The 16,294-nt window shown below is 53.7% G+C and carries 13 protein-coding genes; 5 read left to right on the top strand and 8 right to left on the bottom strand.

The genetic code is table 11. From position 1 onward, the window contains the following. Positions 1-20: 20 nt before the first annotated feature. The 5 genes from Q0835_RS12195 to uxuA all read left to right on the top strand — a co-directional run bounded on the left by Q0835_RS12195 (position 21) and on the right by uxuA (position 5,719). Positions 21-1,295 carry an ABC transporter substrate-binding protein gene (locus Q0835_RS12195; RefSeq protein WP_298961473.1) on the top strand — a complete coding sequence of 425 codons (1,275 nt, stop codon included), beginning with the start codon at positions 21-23 and terminating at the stop codon, positions 1,293-1,295. Positions 1,296-1,363: 68 nt separating this feature from the next. Then, positions 1,364-2,332, top strand: coding sequence for a sugar ABC transporter permease (locus Q0835_RS12190; RefSeq protein ID WP_298812937.1), 969 nt, complete (start codon positions 1,364-1,366; stop codon positions 2,330-2,332). Further along, complete coding sequence (locus tag Q0835_RS12185) at positions 2,325-3,377, top strand: carbohydrate ABC transporter permease (protein WP_298961470.1); 1,053 nt, start codon at positions 2,325-2,327, stop codon at positions 3,375-3,377. Before Q0835_RS12190 ends, Q0835_RS12185 begins: the two co-directional genes overlap by 8 nt. Before the next feature lie 27 nt (positions 3,378-3,404). Next, on the top strand, positions 3,405-4,514 hold the full coding sequence (gene ugpC / locus Q0835_RS12180; protein WP_298812943.1) for a sn-glycerol-3-phosphate ABC transporter ATP-binding protein UgpC: 1,110 nt from the start codon (positions 3,405-3,407) through the stop codon (positions 4,512-4,514). Then, a complete protein-coding gene (uxuA, locus tag Q0835_RS12175; protein WP_298961468.1) occupies positions 4,511-5,719 on the top strand; it encodes a mannonate dehydratase in 1,209 nt (402 codons plus the stop codon). Before ugpC ends, uxuA begins: the two co-directional genes overlap by 4 nt. 74 nt (positions 5,720-5,793) lie before the next feature. Here the strand turns inward: uxuA and Q0835_RS12170 are convergent, their stop codons facing one another. The 8 genes from Q0835_RS12170 to Q0835_RS12135 all read right to left on the bottom strand — a co-directional run bounded on the left by Q0835_RS12170 (position 5,794) and on the right by Q0835_RS12135 (position 16,259). Continuing rightward, entirely contained in the window at positions 5,794-7,215 is a 1,422-nt protein-coding gene (locus tag Q0835_RS12170; RefSeq protein ID WP_298961464.1) for an AMP-binding protein, read from the bottom strand. Next, entirely contained in the window at positions 7,212-8,012 is an 801-nt protein-coding gene (locus Q0835_RS12165; RefSeq protein ID WP_298961461.1) for a hypothetical protein, read from the bottom strand. Before Q0835_RS12165 ends, Q0835_RS12170 begins: the two co-directional genes overlap by 4 nt. Further along, positions 8,009-9,310 carry a hypothetical protein gene (locus Q0835_RS12160; protein ID WP_298961458.1) on the bottom strand — a complete coding sequence of 434 codons (1,302 nt, stop codon included), beginning with the start codon at positions 9,308-9,310 and terminating at the stop codon, positions 8,009-8,011. Before Q0835_RS12160 ends, Q0835_RS12165 begins: the two co-directional genes overlap by 4 nt. Beyond that, positions 9,307-10,398 (bottom strand): DUF3419 family protein, encoded by a 1,092-nt coding sequence (locus Q0835_RS12155; protein WP_298961455.1) that lies wholly within the window; start codon positions 10,396-10,398, stop codon positions 9,307-9,309. Before Q0835_RS12155 ends, Q0835_RS12160 begins: the two co-directional genes overlap by 4 nt. Beyond that, entirely contained in the window at positions 10,395-12,746 is a 2,352-nt protein-coding gene (locus Q0835_RS12150) for a PEP/pyruvate-binding domain-containing protein (RefSeq protein ID WP_298961621.1), read from the bottom strand. Before Q0835_RS12150 ends, Q0835_RS12155 begins: the two co-directional genes overlap by 4 nt. 98 nt (positions 12,747-12,844) lie before the next feature. Then, positions 12,845-13,777: a UbiA family prenyltransferase gene (locus Q0835_RS12145; RefSeq protein ID WP_298961453.1), complete on the bottom strand. Its 933-nt coding sequence runs from the start codon at positions 13,775-13,777 to the stop codon at positions 12,845-12,847. A gap of 2 nt (positions 13,778-13,779) precedes the next feature. Next, a complete protein-coding gene (locus tag Q0835_RS12140) occupies positions 13,780-14,847 on the bottom strand; it encodes a hydroxymethylglutaryl-CoA reductase (RefSeq protein WP_298961451.1) in 1,068 nt (355 codons plus the stop codon). 524 nt (positions 14,848-15,371) lie between these two features. Beyond that, positions 15,372-16,259, bottom strand: coding sequence for a methyltransferase domain-containing protein (locus Q0835_RS12135; RefSeq protein WP_298812949.1), 888 nt, complete (start codon positions 16,257-16,259; stop codon positions 15,372-15,374). Positions 16,260-16,294: the final 35 nt, after the last annotated feature.

Genomic DNA, 16,294 nt, shown 5'->3' with positions numbered 1-16,294 from the left:
CTGAAAAGGGAGGAGTGAAGATGAACAGGAAACTCGAACTTGCCAGCGGTGCAGTACTCGCATCGCTTATGCTGGGCGTAGGAGCGGCATCTGCTGAAGAAATTCGGCTCATGTGTTCCTCGGACGGCAACGAATGCGAAGCCGCTATGGAAATCATTCAGCGCTTTGAAGCTGACAATCCTGACGTCAAGGTTGTCATGGACAAGGTGCCGTACAAGGCAATTCTGGAAAATCTGCCGGTCCAGCTTGCAGCCGGAACTGGTCCGGATATCGCCAAGGTGACGGATCTCGGTGGGCTCAACGAGTATTATCTCGATCTCGCGCCCTACGTGGATCGCGACTATTGGGAAACGTCGTTTGGCGACACATTGAACTGGTACCGGTCAGGACCGGACGATGACGGCATCTACGGCTTGCACTCGCAGCTGACGATCACAGGCCCCTACATCAACAAGACCCTGTTCGAACAGGCCGGTGTCGAAATACCGGCGGCCGATGCGGACTGGGACACCTGGGCCGATGCTGCCCGCCAGGTAGCAGAAGCAACGCAAACCCCGTTTCCGATGGCTATGGACCGGTCCGGCCACCGCATCGCGGGTCCTGCGATTTCCTACGGTGCCAAACTTTTTGACGAAAACGGCGATCCGATCCTCGTCGATGACGCTTTCACCGAATACGTGAACAAGTTTGTCGGATGGCACAATGACGGCACCATGGCCCGGGACGTGTGGGGCGCAAGCGGCGGCACCAGCTACCAGGACGCGGCGCAGGAATTCATCAATGGGGAGCTCGTCTATTACTTCTCGGGCAGCTGGCAGGTGCAGCGGATGGATTCCTCCATCGGTGACGCCTTTGACTGGGAGGTCGTAGGATCGCCTTGCGGTGCTGCTGGCTGTTCCGGCATGCCGGGCGGCGCAGGTTTTGTGGGTTTCAAGGACACCAAACATCCTGAAACCGTTGCCAAGCTGATCGACTATCTCGCTCAGGAGGACAACTACGCCGAACTCACTGCCAAGTCGCTCAACATTCCTGCGCATTCCGGCGTGGCGGCCAAGGGCGTGACCTACATCGACGCCTCACAAAAGGCCAACGACGCACTGAACGCCTGGGGAGCGCAGGTCGCAAAGATCCTGCCGGTCGCCTTCAAATATCAGGGCTACAAGAATAACCGGGCCATGTTCAACATCACACTGGCCAGGGTTTCACAGGCAATTGTCGGTGAGCTCAGCGTCGAAGACGCCATGGATAGGGCGAAGGAAGACCTCGCAACCGCCTTGGCGGAAGCTGGCAAATAAGACCAGTTAGCTCTTAAGGGCGGGCGCATCCAGCGCCCGCCCCCTTCGGCATTGGCGGGCAAGATGTCATGATCAGAATTGTTTCCTTCTTTATGGACCTCATCGATATCCCGATGAGGCATGCGCAAAGGTACCTGCGAGGACATTCCATCGCCTGGGTGTTCCTTTTTCCCAATCTTGTCCTCTTCGGCCTGTTCGCGTTCCTGCCGATCCTTTTGAACGTCGCCTATGCCTTTACCGGCACTGACAACATCATGCTTTGGGACCGGACCTACGTGGCGGGTGAGAACTTCGCCGCGCTCACAGCCTGCTCCAACTATCTGGATGCAAACAGTTGCGAACTCGACCTTTTCTGGCGCTCCGTTCACAACACATTGTTGTTCATCGTCCTTCAAGTCGGGATCATGGTCGGCGTTTCACTCGTGACCGCGCTGATCCTGAACCGCAGAATTCGCGCACGCGGATTTTTCCGGAGTGTCTTCTTCTTTCCCGTGCTGTTGTCGCCGGTCGTCGTCGCCTTGATCTGGAAGTGGATCCTGCAGAGAAACGGCCTGATGAATGCCGGACTTGAGCAACTTGGACTGGAGCGCGTTGTCTGGATGCTCGATCGGAACTGGGCCTTCGCTTGGTCCGTGTTTCTGTCTGTCTGGGCCCATATGGGTTTTTATACCCTGATCCTTCTGGCGGGCCTGCAAGCGATCCCCAGAGATGTCTATGACGCAGCTACGATGGATGCCGCAAAGCCTTTCCGCACCTTTTACCGGATTACACTGCCCCTCTTGATGCCGACCATGCTCGTCGTGATGGTGCTTGCACTCATCAAGGGCGTTCAGACATTTGATGAGGTTTACGCTTTCACCGGAGGCGGCCCGGGTTCGGCCACGACGCTTATCATCCAATACATCTACGAGACAGGTTTTGCCGGGGCGCCAAGGCTGTTTGGTCTGGCATCGGCAGCGTCGATCATTCTGGCGCTCGTCCTGGCAGCTTTGACCTTCCTCCAGCTCAAGTTCACGAGGAGGAATGCAGATGGCTAAGGCAATTGATTTTCTGACGCGCACGCGCGGCCACGGAAAGCTGCATTGGACGGACTGGTTTACCTACGCCTATCTGCTTTTCGGCATCTTGCTGATGTTCGGCCCGGTTGTCTGGCTGGTCATGTCATCCTTCAAGACGGATGCAGAGCTCGACCGGTTTCCGCCCCGTTTTCTTCCCTATGCGGCTCAGACGGTTGAGCTTGAAGGGTATTCAAAGCCCCTGCCGCTCTACAAGGTCGTCAGCGGTGAACTCGCAGGCGAGACGGTTGCGCAGGTTCGGCGGATTGGATTGACCTCCCAGGTCGTGCGCCTCGACGCGCCGGACCAAATTGTCAAGATCGGTCTTAAGGACCGCGAACCGATCGAACGGATTTCGATCGCGACCGAAAACTACACCAATCTCTTCAGCAAATTCGATTTTCTGAGGTTTTTCTGGAACAGCACCTTCATCACGGTTGTGGCAACGGTGATCATGCTGATCGTGAATTCAATGGCTGCTTTCGCGCTGGCAAAATACAAGTTCAGTGGCAGAGCAGCGGTTATGGCCATGGTCATAGGGGTTCTGATGATCCCGCAAACCGTAGTTCTTGTTCCCTTGTTCATTGTGACCAAGGAACTCGGGATGCTCGACAGCCTCTGGGGGGTCATTGTTCCAGGTGCCGCCACACCGACCGGCATTTTTCTTTTGAGGCAATACATGCTGACGATCCCGGACGAAATCCTGGATGCTGCGCGCATGGACAAGGCAAGTGAGTGGAAAATCTACTGGCGCATTGTTCTTCCGTTGAGCGCACCTGCGATTGCCGTGCTGGCAATCCTTGCCATCATGTGGCGCTGGAATGATTTCCTATGGCCGCTGATTGCGCTTTCCAGATCGGATAACTTCACACTGCAGCTGGCGCTGAACTCCTTCCAGGGTGAGATGACCACCCAGTGGAGCAGCCTCCTGGCCATGACGGTTCTGACCCTTCTGCCGGTTGCCCTCGTGTTTGCCTTTTTGCAGAAATACATCGCAACCGGAATTGCTTCGACTGGTGGCAAATAACCAAAACAATGAGCGGGAAGCGCAAAAATGGCCGATCTCAGACTGAAGAATGTGACAAAGTCCTACGGAGCCGTTGAGGTTATCAAGGGTGTCGACCTGGAAGTTGCCCATGGTGAATTCTGCGTTTTCGTCGGCCCCTCGGGTTGCGGCAAATCCACTTTGCTGAAGATGATCTCCGGACTGGAAAGCATCACCAGCGGAGATCTTTATATTGGTGACGATCAGGTGAATGAGGTCGCTGCTGCCGAACGCGGACTTGCGATGGTGTTCCAGTCCTATGCGCTCTATCCGCACATGAACGTGCGTCAAAACCTCTCCTTTGGCCTTGAAAACCTGAAGACACCGAAACCGGTCATTGAGGAAAAGATAAACGCGGCCGCCAAGATGCTGCAGATCGACGAATTGATGGACAGGCGGCCACGGGACCTGTCTGGCGGACAGCGCCAGCGTGTTGCGATCGGACGTGCCGTTGTTCGCGAACCGCGCATTTTTCTTTTTGACGAGCCCCTTTCAAATCTCGATGCGGAGCTGCGCGTCGATATGCGCTCGGAAATTGCCCAACTGCACCGTCAGCTTGGCAACACGATGATCTACGTGACCCACGATCAGGTCGAGGCCATGACAATGGCCGACAAGATTGCAGTGCTGCGTAGTGGACTGGTCGAGCAGTATGGCAAACCTCTGGACCTCTTCAACGACCCAGCCAATATCTTTGTAGCCGGCTTCATCGGCTCGCCAAAAATGAACTTCATTCAGGGCGAACTTCAAGGAAACCGCCTCCTATTGAAAAACGGCGAAAGCATTGAGCTGCCTGAAGCCAGGTTCCACTTGAAAGACGGCGCAAAGGTAACGCTGGGAATACGGCCGAACGACATCGCACCTGGATCCGATGCGACCCATGGGTTGAATGCGAACATCAAATCGGTCGAGCAGCTGGGCGGCGACTCCTACATCTACGCGGTCAGCGACATGGGAGACAACATCACCGTCCATCGCCCTGGACAGGTGAATGTCTCCGTTGGCGACAAGCTTCTGCTGGAAGTCGATGTCGATACGACGCATCTTTTCGACACTGAAACCGGACTGACGCTGCGCAAAAACAGAACCGGCAACACTTCCGAGGCATCTGCTCAATGAAACAGACTTGGCGCTGGTTTGGTCCCCACGACACAATCGGAATTCATGAATTGCATCAGGCCGGAGTGCAGGGCGTTGTCAGTGCATTGCATCACATCAAACCTGGCCTTGTCTGGAGCAAAAATAACATTGCTGAACGGCAGGCCCTGATTTCCCGCGGCGGACCTGAAAGCGCAACACCGATCCATTGGGATGTCGTGGAGAGCCTGCCGGTTTCAGAGGCGATCAAACTGCAATCGGCGGACTTCAAAGAACATGTGGCAAACTACAAGACCAGCCTGCAGAACATTGCTGCCTGCGGCATCAAAACCGTGTGCTACAACTTCATGCCGGTCCTTGACTGGACGCGAACGGATCTCAGACGAAAGCTTTCCCACGGCGGAACAGCCATGTGGTTCGACCTTCTCGACTTTGCCGCCTTTGATCTGTTTCTCTTAGAGCGTCCGGGAGCTTCGGACGACTATGACGCCGACTTTTGCGAGCGAGCCCGGCAAAGGGCTTCCGAACTCAGCGATCAGGAACGCCAGGCTCTCCAGCAGAACATCGTGGCCGGTCTTCCGGGCGCAAACGACACCTGGACACTCGACGAGATCCGGGTGCATCTATCAAGCTACAAGAATATTTCAGCGGACAAGTTGCGCCAGCATCTGATCGACTTCCTTTCCGAAGTCGCCCCTGAAGCGGAAAGGCTCGGTTTGCGTCTTTGCTGCCATCCCGATGATCCTCCTTTCTCCCTGTTGGGACTGCCGAGGGTCATGTCAACCGAAGACGATTACCGGCGTGTCATGGAGGCAGTTGATATCAGTGCCAACGGCATAACGCTTTGCACCGGTTCGCTCGGGGTTTCACCACAGTTTGATGGTGTCGGTTTCGTGGAACGGCTTGGAGGGCGCATCCATTTTGCGCATTTGAGAAGCACCATGCGTGTTGCCCCTGCAAACCGCGCAAGAACCAGCTTTTTCGAAGCAGCCCATCTGGAGGGCGATATCGACATTGTCGGCGTTGTCGAGGCTCTTTTAAGAGAGGAAAAACGCAGGCGGGCGGAAGGCAGAAACGACCACGAAATACCGATGCGCCCAGACCACGGCCAGGATCTGCTCAGCGACCTGACCGTCGCAAGCATGCCCGGCTACCCCCTGATCGGCCGCATGCGCGGGCTGGCGGAACTAAGAGGCGTTATGTCAGCGTTCGAAAGAAACGTTTGAAGCCAAAGGAAATCGTTGACGACAAGATTTCCCTCCGCAATCGCTAAAAGATTGTTGGGCAGAGTTCGACAAAATCAGCGATGGTCGGCCAGTAATTTCTTGATATCGGGCTTTGAGCGATGACGCCGGTCCATTGGAATCCGATCTACCACCACCAGTTCGATGTCGGCGAGTGCATTCATTTGAGACTTCCATTGCACCGCGTATTGGCTACTGCCTGCTAAGAAAAGAACTGGTTTGCTATTTGTGTCGACCGCAAATGCCGCCGCGGAGACACCTGGCCAAAGACGTGCCGCCGTTTCGATTGCAAAGGCAAATAGACCATCTGTTGAAGCGCCATGTCGCCCGAGCAACCAGAGCTGCCCTTGGTCATCCAAACGCCCAGCGTCTCCTGTTCGATGCCAGATACGATCGCCATCATAAATCTTTGTTGTTTCGTTCTGACTTGGATCGAGATACCCACGATTGACATGTGGTCCAGCAACTTGAATTTCGTTTTCGTGAACGCGCAAGACAACGTCTTTTACTGGCACACCAACAGGCAATCCACCGCCTGTCGCCGCGATTACCCAATCCTGCTCAGCAAGGTTTTCAAGATGCTCGAATGCAATCGGTTCCGCTTCTGTCGATCCGTAAACGTTCGTCAGACCCAAGCCGGCATGCTCTTTGAGAAACTGCCGTGCGACGTCCGGATAAAGAGGTCCACCTCCTGTCATTATCCTTCGGACATTCGAAGGTAATGGCACATGTTTCAGCTGCGCAACTGCTACAGGAGGCAAAAGCAGGCGTGTCGCGTTCGTGTGCTCAGCCAGGTGAGTGACAGCAGTCAGGGGCATCCGGTCTTGCCGACGCAAGTTCCAGGTCGGCATTACCGCCGTGGTACCGTGACCGATGCAAGTGAGAACGAAGGCAGGAAACGCAACAATATCCACTTCAGTTTCGCGTTCCGGCGCAATCAAGGGTGCCAGAGCTGTGTGTTGCGCGCGCATCAACCCATGTGAGCGTTCAATTGCTTTCGGCTGACCTGTACTGCCACTGGTAAAGGATATCAGCGCAGGTTCGGAGGGCTCCATGGGCTCCAGAATATCGTTCTCGCCTCGACCAGCTGTTTCTGCCGACAACCGGATGGGAATACGGCGTGTTTCTGGAAACAAACGCGCCAACACACCGACCTTCCATGACGCCAGCAATGCCTTGGGCTGTGTTACCAATGCAGCATGCCGAACTCCGGTAATTCCCAGCGCAGGTTCCGGAAAAACTGCTACGGCACCAAGCCGCCAAAGCGCTGCAAGACCAGCGTAAAGACCAATGCCGGGAAACGTCCCCACAAGGACCCTATCCCCTTTAACGATACCCTTGGCAGAATACTCTCCCGCCAGCTGCGCGGACATTCTGCTGAGTTCGCTATAGGTGACTGACTTGCCAGACTTGTCAATGATCGCTGTTTGGTTGGCGCGAACTCCAGCTTCGGTAAGAAAGTCATGGATCAGATTCACAATCGCAGCCCCATCAGGGCATAGTGTCGAAAAGCAACACCGTCGAATTTCCGGCTCTGAGCTTCAGAAGCAATTCCAGAACGCATCAGGGCGTGAACGACTTCGCGATAACCGAGGTCCCCCGCCCGCTCATGAACCCTGTCGGCCATGACACGACCGGCACCAGGGATCGCTCCCACATAAGTCTTGAGCACAACCGCGCCACGTCGGATCGGGTCCGGGAACGCCAGTGTCAGGCCCTGAACAGCACCGTCATCATCGATCGCTCGGAGTATGAAACGCGGATCTGCCTTGGCCAGAAGTGGTGCATAACGCTGGATGAACAGAGCCTCAGGCACAGGTGTAAAGAACGGCGTTTTCCGGAACCCGTCCATCACCAAAGAATGTGCGCTTGACAGCAGATCTTCCGACCTCTGCCCATTCCAACTTTCAATCCGAAGATCCGGGACCGCATTGGAAAAGCCACGCGAGCCAGGTTTGGCACTTGCAGACGCGTGAAGCTCGGCAACTTCAAACCCAGCCCGTTTATAGGCCTCGAAGTCATCAATCGAACCGTTGGGCTCCATCAAAAAAGCTGGACTGCCATCGGACCAGATCGGCAGGCGGTAAGTACCCCATGTCGAACCATCCATTGGCCCGACAACGGCTTCGTAACCTTCATCTCTAAGCGTCTTACAAATGCTGGACAAGGTTGCAGCACCGCTCGCAGCATCTTCAAATGAAAAACATCCAATCGCCGCTGTGCGCATACCGTTCCAGGAGGGGGCATCTGAAAATACTCTTGGCTCTCCTGTCAATTCAGCACCTCGTAAACGTAAACAGGCAATAGCAAGACCAAGGCAATAACACTGAACCTGAAACCAGGGGCGGTGCTGTTCCAATGCCGTGGCCGGACAACCTCTGAAATCGCAGCCACAATCGTGACCAATGAGACGACAGCGACAATCGGCAACTGCGGAACCCATCCCGTAAATTGGTTCATGTCGGGCAACAGCAACCAGTATGCAGGCAACGCGACAGCTGCTGCTACAATTCCACTGAGAAACTGAAAGCGTGAACCCCTGTATGCATAACAAGCATAACCGACGCCGATTGCTACAAAGGATCCCGAATAAAAGGCAATTGCGTTAATGCCAAACAATGTACCCGTGATCAGCCAAGCCACTCCAGTCAAAATCAGCGTAGCAACAAAGTCCAGGATCAATTCCGTGTCGTCTCCACTTGGTCTTGATAGCAAGACCGCCAGAAAGGCCAGCAGGGGAAGCACGGCATTCATTGGTGAAACAACAACAACGGTCAAGAACATAGCCACGGAAGCAGAGCGCGCAGCATGTGGAGACATGCCGACAAGCGGTGCTGCAAACTGAACAATGATAAGAAACAAAAGCCAGCCTAGTGTGATGGCCGCCAAAACCATCGTAGGTGAATCCGCCCAAGTGAATAGCAAAACATAAATACCGACTGGTACAAAAAGGTTGTCCAGGCCTCTCCAGCTCGCTGCCTCAACATACGTTGAAAACATGGCAACAAGTGTGGAAAGAAGGATCACGTTTTGTCTTGGAATGTCTGTGGCAAGCAACAAAATGGTGACAGCGGTCATCCAGGTCACCACGAAGAATGTAGCGCTGCCTTCAACGCTCTTGATCCGATCCTCGCCACCAAAACGCATCCGGCCGTATTCCGTACCGACCAAGGCAGCAGCCGCATCTGAAAGCGTTAAGACAGCGATCGGCAAGACATAAAGGGCGGGATGGCCGGCGGAGAGCACAAACAGCAGAGAGACCGCCAGAAGAAACAGGAAGTCACCCCAGGACCGGCGTTGAACCGAATGCAGCGATGCTCCAACACCCTCGGATGCAATACCAGGTATCCGAAGCACCAAAAGTGCAAGCGCAGAAAATACCGCAAAGACGAGAAAACCTTCCCGCGTCAGTAGCAACGGCAAAAGCATTGCATGCAAACCTACGCCAACATGCACAGCTTTGCGCTGGCTTTCCGCGCTTAGGAAAAACTTATCAGAGACTTTTCGAATAAAAGCTGCCAACGCAAACAACGCGAGCACCGATGCAAGCGCAATAACTGTCTGCGCGATCACTCGGACGTCTCCTCTACCACGAGGTCAGCATAGAAGAATGCCTTGTCCAACTGCTTCAACTGAGTTTCCAACTCAGACAAGCGTCTTACGCGGTCCGAAAAGACGGGAGGAGCGCTCCGCGGCGCCATCATGTTCCAATAGACAAATCGAGAACGTGCATTGGCAACAGAAAGCAACCTTTCGTAGACCTCTTCGGTCTCTTCCAAAGACATATACTCAAAAATGTCTGAAAGGTTGAACCCATCGAATTGCCCCAGGTTGGTTCGATCCACGGCTCCTTCAATGAGTGTGATGCGATCAAGACGAGCTGCGATCGTTTCGAAGTTTTCAGCTCTCCAGGCTGTGGGCAAGATCTCTGTGTTTGTGCCGGTTAAGATGGCGCGCATATATGGATTTTCACTCGGGTTCTGGTCGACAGCGGCGAAGCGCACTTTATTTCGGACATGCGAACCCGCGCTTCCCTCGACATGGTCGAAGAATGCCGGGTCCCGGCCTAACCATCCCATGACCCTGCGTGAGAAAAACAGGTTAGTGGTAAGCCTCCAACGACGATTGTCCCATCGATTTTCGAAAAAGCGTACACGCTCTTCCCGTGCACGTTTGGTAAAAACGCTCTCAACAGTCGATTTGGTGTGAATCAATGGAAGGACAAATCGACGAAAGAGACGAAAATAATTCTCAAATTTCCCAACGTTACCAGCACCATTTTTAATAACATTTGACCTAAGGCCCTGCCAGAAGCTTGCAGTTTCAGCATCCAGGGAGCGGGTCACTTGATCAAGCAGAGCACCCCGATCTTGAGACGGGCGGACACCGATCAGTTCCAGAAATTTTTCATGTGACAAGACCTGATAAGCTGCGATACGCAATTTTAAACAGGCGAGCTGCGCCTTCGACAGATCTGCAGCGACAACCTCACTTGGATCAAGGATAAGCAAGGCAAGCACATTGTCCCCGGCAGCACAAATCGATAAAAACCGCTGTCCAGCATGACCGTGAAATGCCGAAAGCAATACATCTGCATCTTCCCAGGCTCGGGCATACCGAATTGATTCAAAACTTGCACGCTGTTCGATCGATATTGTCATGTCAGTTTCCTGACCCATCCGGACGATCCGTCAACTTCGATCCTTTCGCCTGTATTGATCCAATCGCAAGCTTCGTGGAGTGCAACCACGCACGGAATACCCAGTTCACGAGAGACGATTGCAGAGTGAGAAAGCACACTTCCACGCTCGCCAATCACAGCAGCCGCATTGGCAAAGTGTGAAATCCAGCCGGGGTCGGTGTGTCGAGCAACCAAGATTTCTCCAGCTCGAACCTGCTCTTCCGCTGGATCTAGAATGACGCGAGCAATTCCAGTTACAGAACCGCCACCGCACGCTGTACCACGTCTTTCGCCTTCATCTTTTGCCACCCTGTCTGCAACAGCAGTAGCCTGACGGCTCGCGCGATCGATCACCGAGCCTCGTACAAGGATCCGTTCAGGAGGATCGGACAATTTCGTAGCGTCTTCCAATTCCTGTCGACGCAAACCAATCAATCCGCGCATATCGCTACTTAGCGCTGTTCCTTCAGCGACACCGAGCAATTCATCGACTGTAAGTAGGAAAACATCGCCAGGCTCTTCGATACAGCCAGTTGCCGTCAAACTCTTGCCCATAGCGAGAAATACACGTCGGGCATAGCCAAAAATACGAGTCCGTTCAAAGCGCAAGTTTTCCCGATCTCGCACGCGCGACTTGGTATAAGCAAGGATCAGACTTGCAAAGATTCTTCTAATCGGTTGTCGAGGTAGCAGCTGCTTAAGCTGGTGATCTGTTGAAGGGCGGTTCGGTTGAGGTCCGCTCCTCGAAGCCGATGCAGCAATTGCTCGAAACAGGGCGTTTGGTTCTTCGTCCAAAGTGGGTTGCTCGAGTTTCAGCTCACCAATGCGTCTGTCACCAAAGCGGTTCAGATAGTTGCTAAGCAGCGCTCCCAATCCGGGGATTCCAAAAATCGCTTCGCGGTCGTCGCTTTCGAGTATTTCAAGCGCACCGGCATTTGTGCGAACGACCTCACCCATTTCTCGAATGAGACGAGCCGGCTCAGCTGAAACGATGTCTCCCTGACCTATCATGACGTCATTGTGAAGCAGAAGACCAGGGTCACCAGCCCAATGCTCAAGCAGCTTCCTTGAACCTCCGAAGGCCATCATGCAAAGAAAGTCGTTGACGATAGGCGCATCCCAATCATCCAAAAGAGCTTGTTCGACACGGCGATATTCCTCCGCCAGTGCAGACAGGGGATGCTGGGACAAAAGTTGCCAATCCACCTTTGGCGGCACAGTTTCTTCAATACGTTTCATGAAGCCTGATCTGATCGACGCCACCCGCACCGCTGCCCAAACCAGTCTCACGACCATCAACAGTCCAGAAACCGGGCTCGTTGTCGGTTGAACTCCAGCAAGCACCTCGTCCGGGATAGGCTCGGCAACGCCCATCATGGTTTCCATGTGTTGGCGATTGCTTGAAAAGAAGGGCAAAAGGGACAGCAGGCGATACCAGTTGCCAAGATTGTAGTACATGCGGCCATCGATTCGAGCGAGCATGTTCGAAAGTTCTGCCGCATGACCATCGATCATTTTGCGCCGCGTCCCAATCAAATTCAGGAATGTACGATAAACACGCTCATAGGCTGTGACAGCAAAACTATACGTCAGCGGGGAAACGATGCCCGGGTAGCTTTCGACGATGTTCGAATTATCGAAAACCAGAAGTCTGGTTTCTGCAGCACCGGCATCTAAGAGTTTTGACGTAATCGGGCGCGCTTGAAGCAGAAAGGGCTCATTATCGTTCTCCGCCCATGCCCACTCGATATCCTGTGGCACACCTCGTTCATTCGTGACTTCCGCGCACATTTGGGCAATCGTGCGCGCACTTTCCAAGCTAAGCACACTTTTTCCATCTGGTGCCTCGAGCATTTCTAGATGCGGCAGGGAAAAGCGCCAAGCTTCCCCGCTTACTTCTCCTGAAACCAAGGCATCACCCAATCCAGCAGTGGCTGCGACCAGAACCTGGTCGCGTCTACCGGAAACAGGGTCCGCCGCAAAGGCAACACCTGCGGCTCTGGCCTTGACCATAGCTTGAACAATGACGGACGGCATATCAATGCCGTTCAACCCGCGTGCAACACGATAGGCCGAAACAGAAGACTCAAGACCTGAGGCAAAAACCCGCTCGGCTGCAGCAGACACATCTTCGATAGCGACATTAAGCACGGTCAAAAACTGACCAGCATGAGAGTCAACAGCACCATCTTCTGCGCGTCCTGATGACCGCACAGCGAATTGCACAGAGGGCAATTCGAGACAGGCAGCCTTCACGTGTCTCCGGCCCTCTTCCGATAAACTTCCGCTCTCAATTGCCTCAGGTGGAATGACAAAAAAAGGCGGCACTTTGAAGCCTCGCCGAGACAACTCAGCCAGGACAAAAGCTTTTCCACCAACCGAGTGTAGAGAGGAAGATGACACCTGATGAGCGTCGACAATAGGCGTCACAATGTGTCTCCAAAGCTGGGTGCATAGGCAGCAATGAGATAACACCCCAGAACCCAAACACCTGAGGCATATTCAAGTCGCTTTTGACGCTTTCTGTCGGGGTGTCGAAAGAAATCGGTTATCAATGCCAAGAACGGAAGCAGCAAACAGAACCCGCATACAGCCGTCGTAAATGGACGCGACAGATAAACACCGCAAACGACGAGCGCAGTAAAGGCAATCAAAGTCACGGCGGCAAGCGCAAGAAGCGAACGCCGGTGCCCCCAGCTGGAGCTGTAGGTTTCCACACCTTCCCGCTCCTCTTCCGGCGCCCAGATTTTCCGGCCAAATTCTACGACACAGCCATTGGCCAGGCTCATCAGCAAAAACGTCCAGATGCCCTGAGGCATCGAGCCGTGAGGAACCCATTCACAACCAGTCAAGACCACGTCAATCAGTGGCATTATCGCCATATGAGAAACAAGATAGAGAGTGGGCGACCGCTTCAAAAATGTCGGCGCGAAGAATTCAAAACCCATCAACGCCAGCCAGACCCATACACCTATAACGAGCCACAATAGCACGGGTGCCAAATAGTAAGCGGCAAATACAACCGGCAGGACACCGGCTCCTGCAATCCAAAGGATCAGATTCAAAGATACAAGACCACGCGGGATTGGCCGCTCAGGTCGATATCGTCGGTCGACTTCCGCATCTTTGACTTCATCCAGTGCACGCATTTGCCAGAAAAAGATCATTACGATCAGAAAGGCGATCAAATAGACAGGAAGATCAGGCAATGACCGATCCGCCAATCGAGCTGAAGCCGTCACTGACGCCGCAGAAAAGGCTGCCAGCAGCGGGACAGTCTGGATCAATGGAAAACGTTCAGATTGATAAATCCACAGTCTTTCGACTACTGAACCGTGTTGTTGCACTTGGCCGCCCATTCCTATTCGCCTCGGGCAAGGCGCTTATGTGCGTCACCGAATTGCCCACCGGCGACCGCAGCAGTCAACGACAACTCTCCGCATAGGCACATCGCTGCAGCAATCTCGGCTAACGCAGAAGCATTCCCTGTGCCCCTCAGTCCTATGACATCGAGACAGGCGGACTGCGTGGGCAATTGGGTTCCCCCACCAACCGTACCCAACATGAGATTAGGAAGTGTTACAGTTACCAAAAGACCGCTTTCACTACGCTCCATCCGTGTGAAGCCAACAGCTGATTCCGCAACACAGGCAACATCTTGTCCTGTTGCAAGATAAAGCGCGGCCAAGCCGTTTGCGAAATGTGCTTGGGCTCCAACTTGGCCTGACATCAAAGCGCCTAGATTTGCAACCCTGCCATACTCGAGAATTTGCTCGATCGACAACCCAAATGTCTTTTCGACAACGTCTCCGCGCACATCAACCTGTGCTGTGACCCGACGCCCGCGGCCCAGCATGGCACCGAGAAAACTCGCCTTTTTGTCGCCTGAGAAATTTGCTTCCAGATACCAGGTTTTCGGTGCCACAGGCGACGCTTCAACAGCATGGGCACAAAGTGCTTCAGTTGCAAAGGTCACCATATTCTGTCCTGCCGCATCTCCCGTGTCATACCGGCACATCAAAAAGACGATCTCGCCATCAATCACCGGGTCAATTGAGAGCAGTTTTCCGTGACGTGTGGTAGTTTCAGCCACAGAAATCAGATCATCCAAGGAACTTACCACCCAGTCGACAAACAGCCCTGCCTCTGCAATGGAAGAAAAACGAAAAGCAGGGGAACGCAAAACACCTTCACCAAGCGTCGCGACACTAACGCCGCCAGATCGCCCAACGGCTTTGGCTCCACGTGCATAAGATGCAACGAGAGCTGCCTCAGTGGTTGCCAAGGGAACAAAATACTCACCCTGCGCAAAAATTCCATTTACACACAGTGGCCCAACCACACCGATCGGCACTTTGACTGTTCCGATCATGTTTTCAATGTTGCCAGCGTAAGCATCCAGCTGCGCAAGTGTTTGTTCATCCGCCAAACTGTCTTGCGCAGAAGAGGGAACCCCGGACTTTTTCAATCGAGTCCAAATTCTGGATACTGAGGCACCTGTCGGTTTTGGCAAGGTCATTATTGGTGATGACACCCTTTCGCTTGGTTGCAGGCGTGCTGCAACGTCCACAGGGTCAGAGTTTTTTTTCAACTTGCGCAAAAAGTGAAGTGTTTTTGGAGGTATAGGCATCGATTGCATCCAGAATAATGTTGTTGTTCTGAATGCAAACTGTCACTCAGACCTCTTCATCCATTGCACGGAATAGTAGTAGGTCATTGTAAAAATTTCACAAAGCAATATTGAAATACCTTCCAACCTACGACGAAGCACATCACCAGACGACACCATCCTATAGGCTAGTCTGAAACTCGATGACGTCGACGCTGCGAATACGTCTTTCGTGCAACACCGAGAAGGCAAGAGCCGTTTTGCTTTGGGGCTTGCGGGTTCATAGAATCGTTGGACAACCCAAGGCCCAAACCTCATCCCGCCGCGCGAAAAAGTTGGGCTAGCTATTCAATTGGATCATAAGACAAGGCCCAGTTAGGAGTTGAAAACCAACAGCGGGTTGGGTCTGAGGGTCTTTGCCAGATGAGACTTTGAACGAATTCGATGCCGGGGCGTCGGAAAGCGTCTTGCAGTCTTTCTACTTCCTGCCGCTTCATTGAACCGGCACCACCTTCTGCGTGAATGAAAAAGGCCTGACATATCCGGGAGGCGGAAAACCCTGCAGTGCAACGCTGAATGAGAAAAGCTGCGCCATGACGGGAAAACCGGGGACCTGCAGGCCGGTTGGGCTTTCCCGGGACACCAAGCGGAACGACCAGGCGGCCATTGGCAGCAAGCCCTTCTATCCATTTTTCCAATGGCGCCAGAACCGCAAAATTCACGTAGATGCCATCGACTTCGTCTTTGGGCCAAACAGCTGCATCATCGACGTGAAACGTGACATTGGCACGGCTTTCAAGCGCCGGTCGCGCGCTTTGCGCCAGCGCTTCATCCAGTTCGATTGCAATAACATGACCATCCGGTCCAACAAGCTCGGCAAGGAGCGCCGTATAGTAGCCGGTCCCGGCACCCAGATGGACGACTGTCTCGCCAGTCTTGGGTGCAAGCGCTCCCAGCATCCTGGCATGAAGCGAGGGGCTGCCATTGTTGACACCCCGCGCCGACGACAATACGAACAAGGCATCCTGATAGGCATAGACCGGATCGTTTTCAGCAAGCTGAATGGGGGCGTGCGCCAGGTCTACGATTCTCCAGGGATCAGACCCCAGAAAATCTTCCCTGTGCACCCGGCTGAATGCACGCTCTATGTCATTGTTTGTGTCTACACCTGCGGTTGCACAGATTTGCTTGGCAAAAGCAGACCGCACGATGGCGAGTTCTTCAGGTGTCATCTTCGCTTTGTCCGATTGTATTGGAGCTATCAAAG

The sequence above is a fragment of the uncultured Roseibium sp. genome, from assembly GCF_947499295.1.
In the GTDB taxonomy this organism is placed as follows: domain Bacteria; phylum Pseudomonadota; class Alphaproteobacteria; order Rhizobiales; family Stappiaceae; genus Roseibium.
Note: the sequence above shows the minus strand (reverse complement) of the source record. Positions and strands in the feature narration are given on the sequence as shown.

Excerpts from the sequence above, each read along its gene's own strand:
- Q0835_RS12195 (WP_298961473.1), top strand. The coding sequence starts at position 21 with ATGAACAGGAAACTCGAACTTGCCAGCGGTGCAGTACTCGCATCGCTT.
- Q0835_RS12190 (WP_298812937.1), top strand. The coding sequence starts at position 1,364 with ATGATCAGAATTGTTTCCTTCTTTATGGACCTCATCGATATCCCGATG.
- Q0835_RS12185 (WP_298961470.1), top strand. The coding sequence starts at position 2,325 with ATGGCTAAGGCAATTGATTTTCTGACGCGCACGCGCGGCCACGGAAAG.
- ugpC (WP_298812943.1), top strand. The coding sequence starts at position 3,405 with ATGGCCGATCTCAGACTGAAGAATGTGACAAAGTCCTACGGAGCCGTT.
- uxuA (WP_298961468.1), top strand. The coding sequence starts at position 4,511 with ATGAAACAGACTTGGCGCTGGTTTGGTCCCCACGACACAATCGGAATT.
- Q0835_RS12155 (WP_298961455.1), bottom strand. The coding sequence starts at position 10,398 with ATGACAATATCGATCGAACAGCGTGCAAGTTTTGAATCAATTCGGTAT.
- Q0835_RS12145 (WP_298961453.1), bottom strand. The coding sequence starts at position 13,777 with ATGGGCGGCCAAGTGCAACAACACGGTTCAGTAGTCGAAAGACTGTGG.
- Q0835_RS12135 (WP_298812949.1), bottom strand. The coding sequence starts at position 16,259 with ATGACACCTGAAGAACTCGCCATCGTGCGGTCTGCTTTTGCCAAGCAA.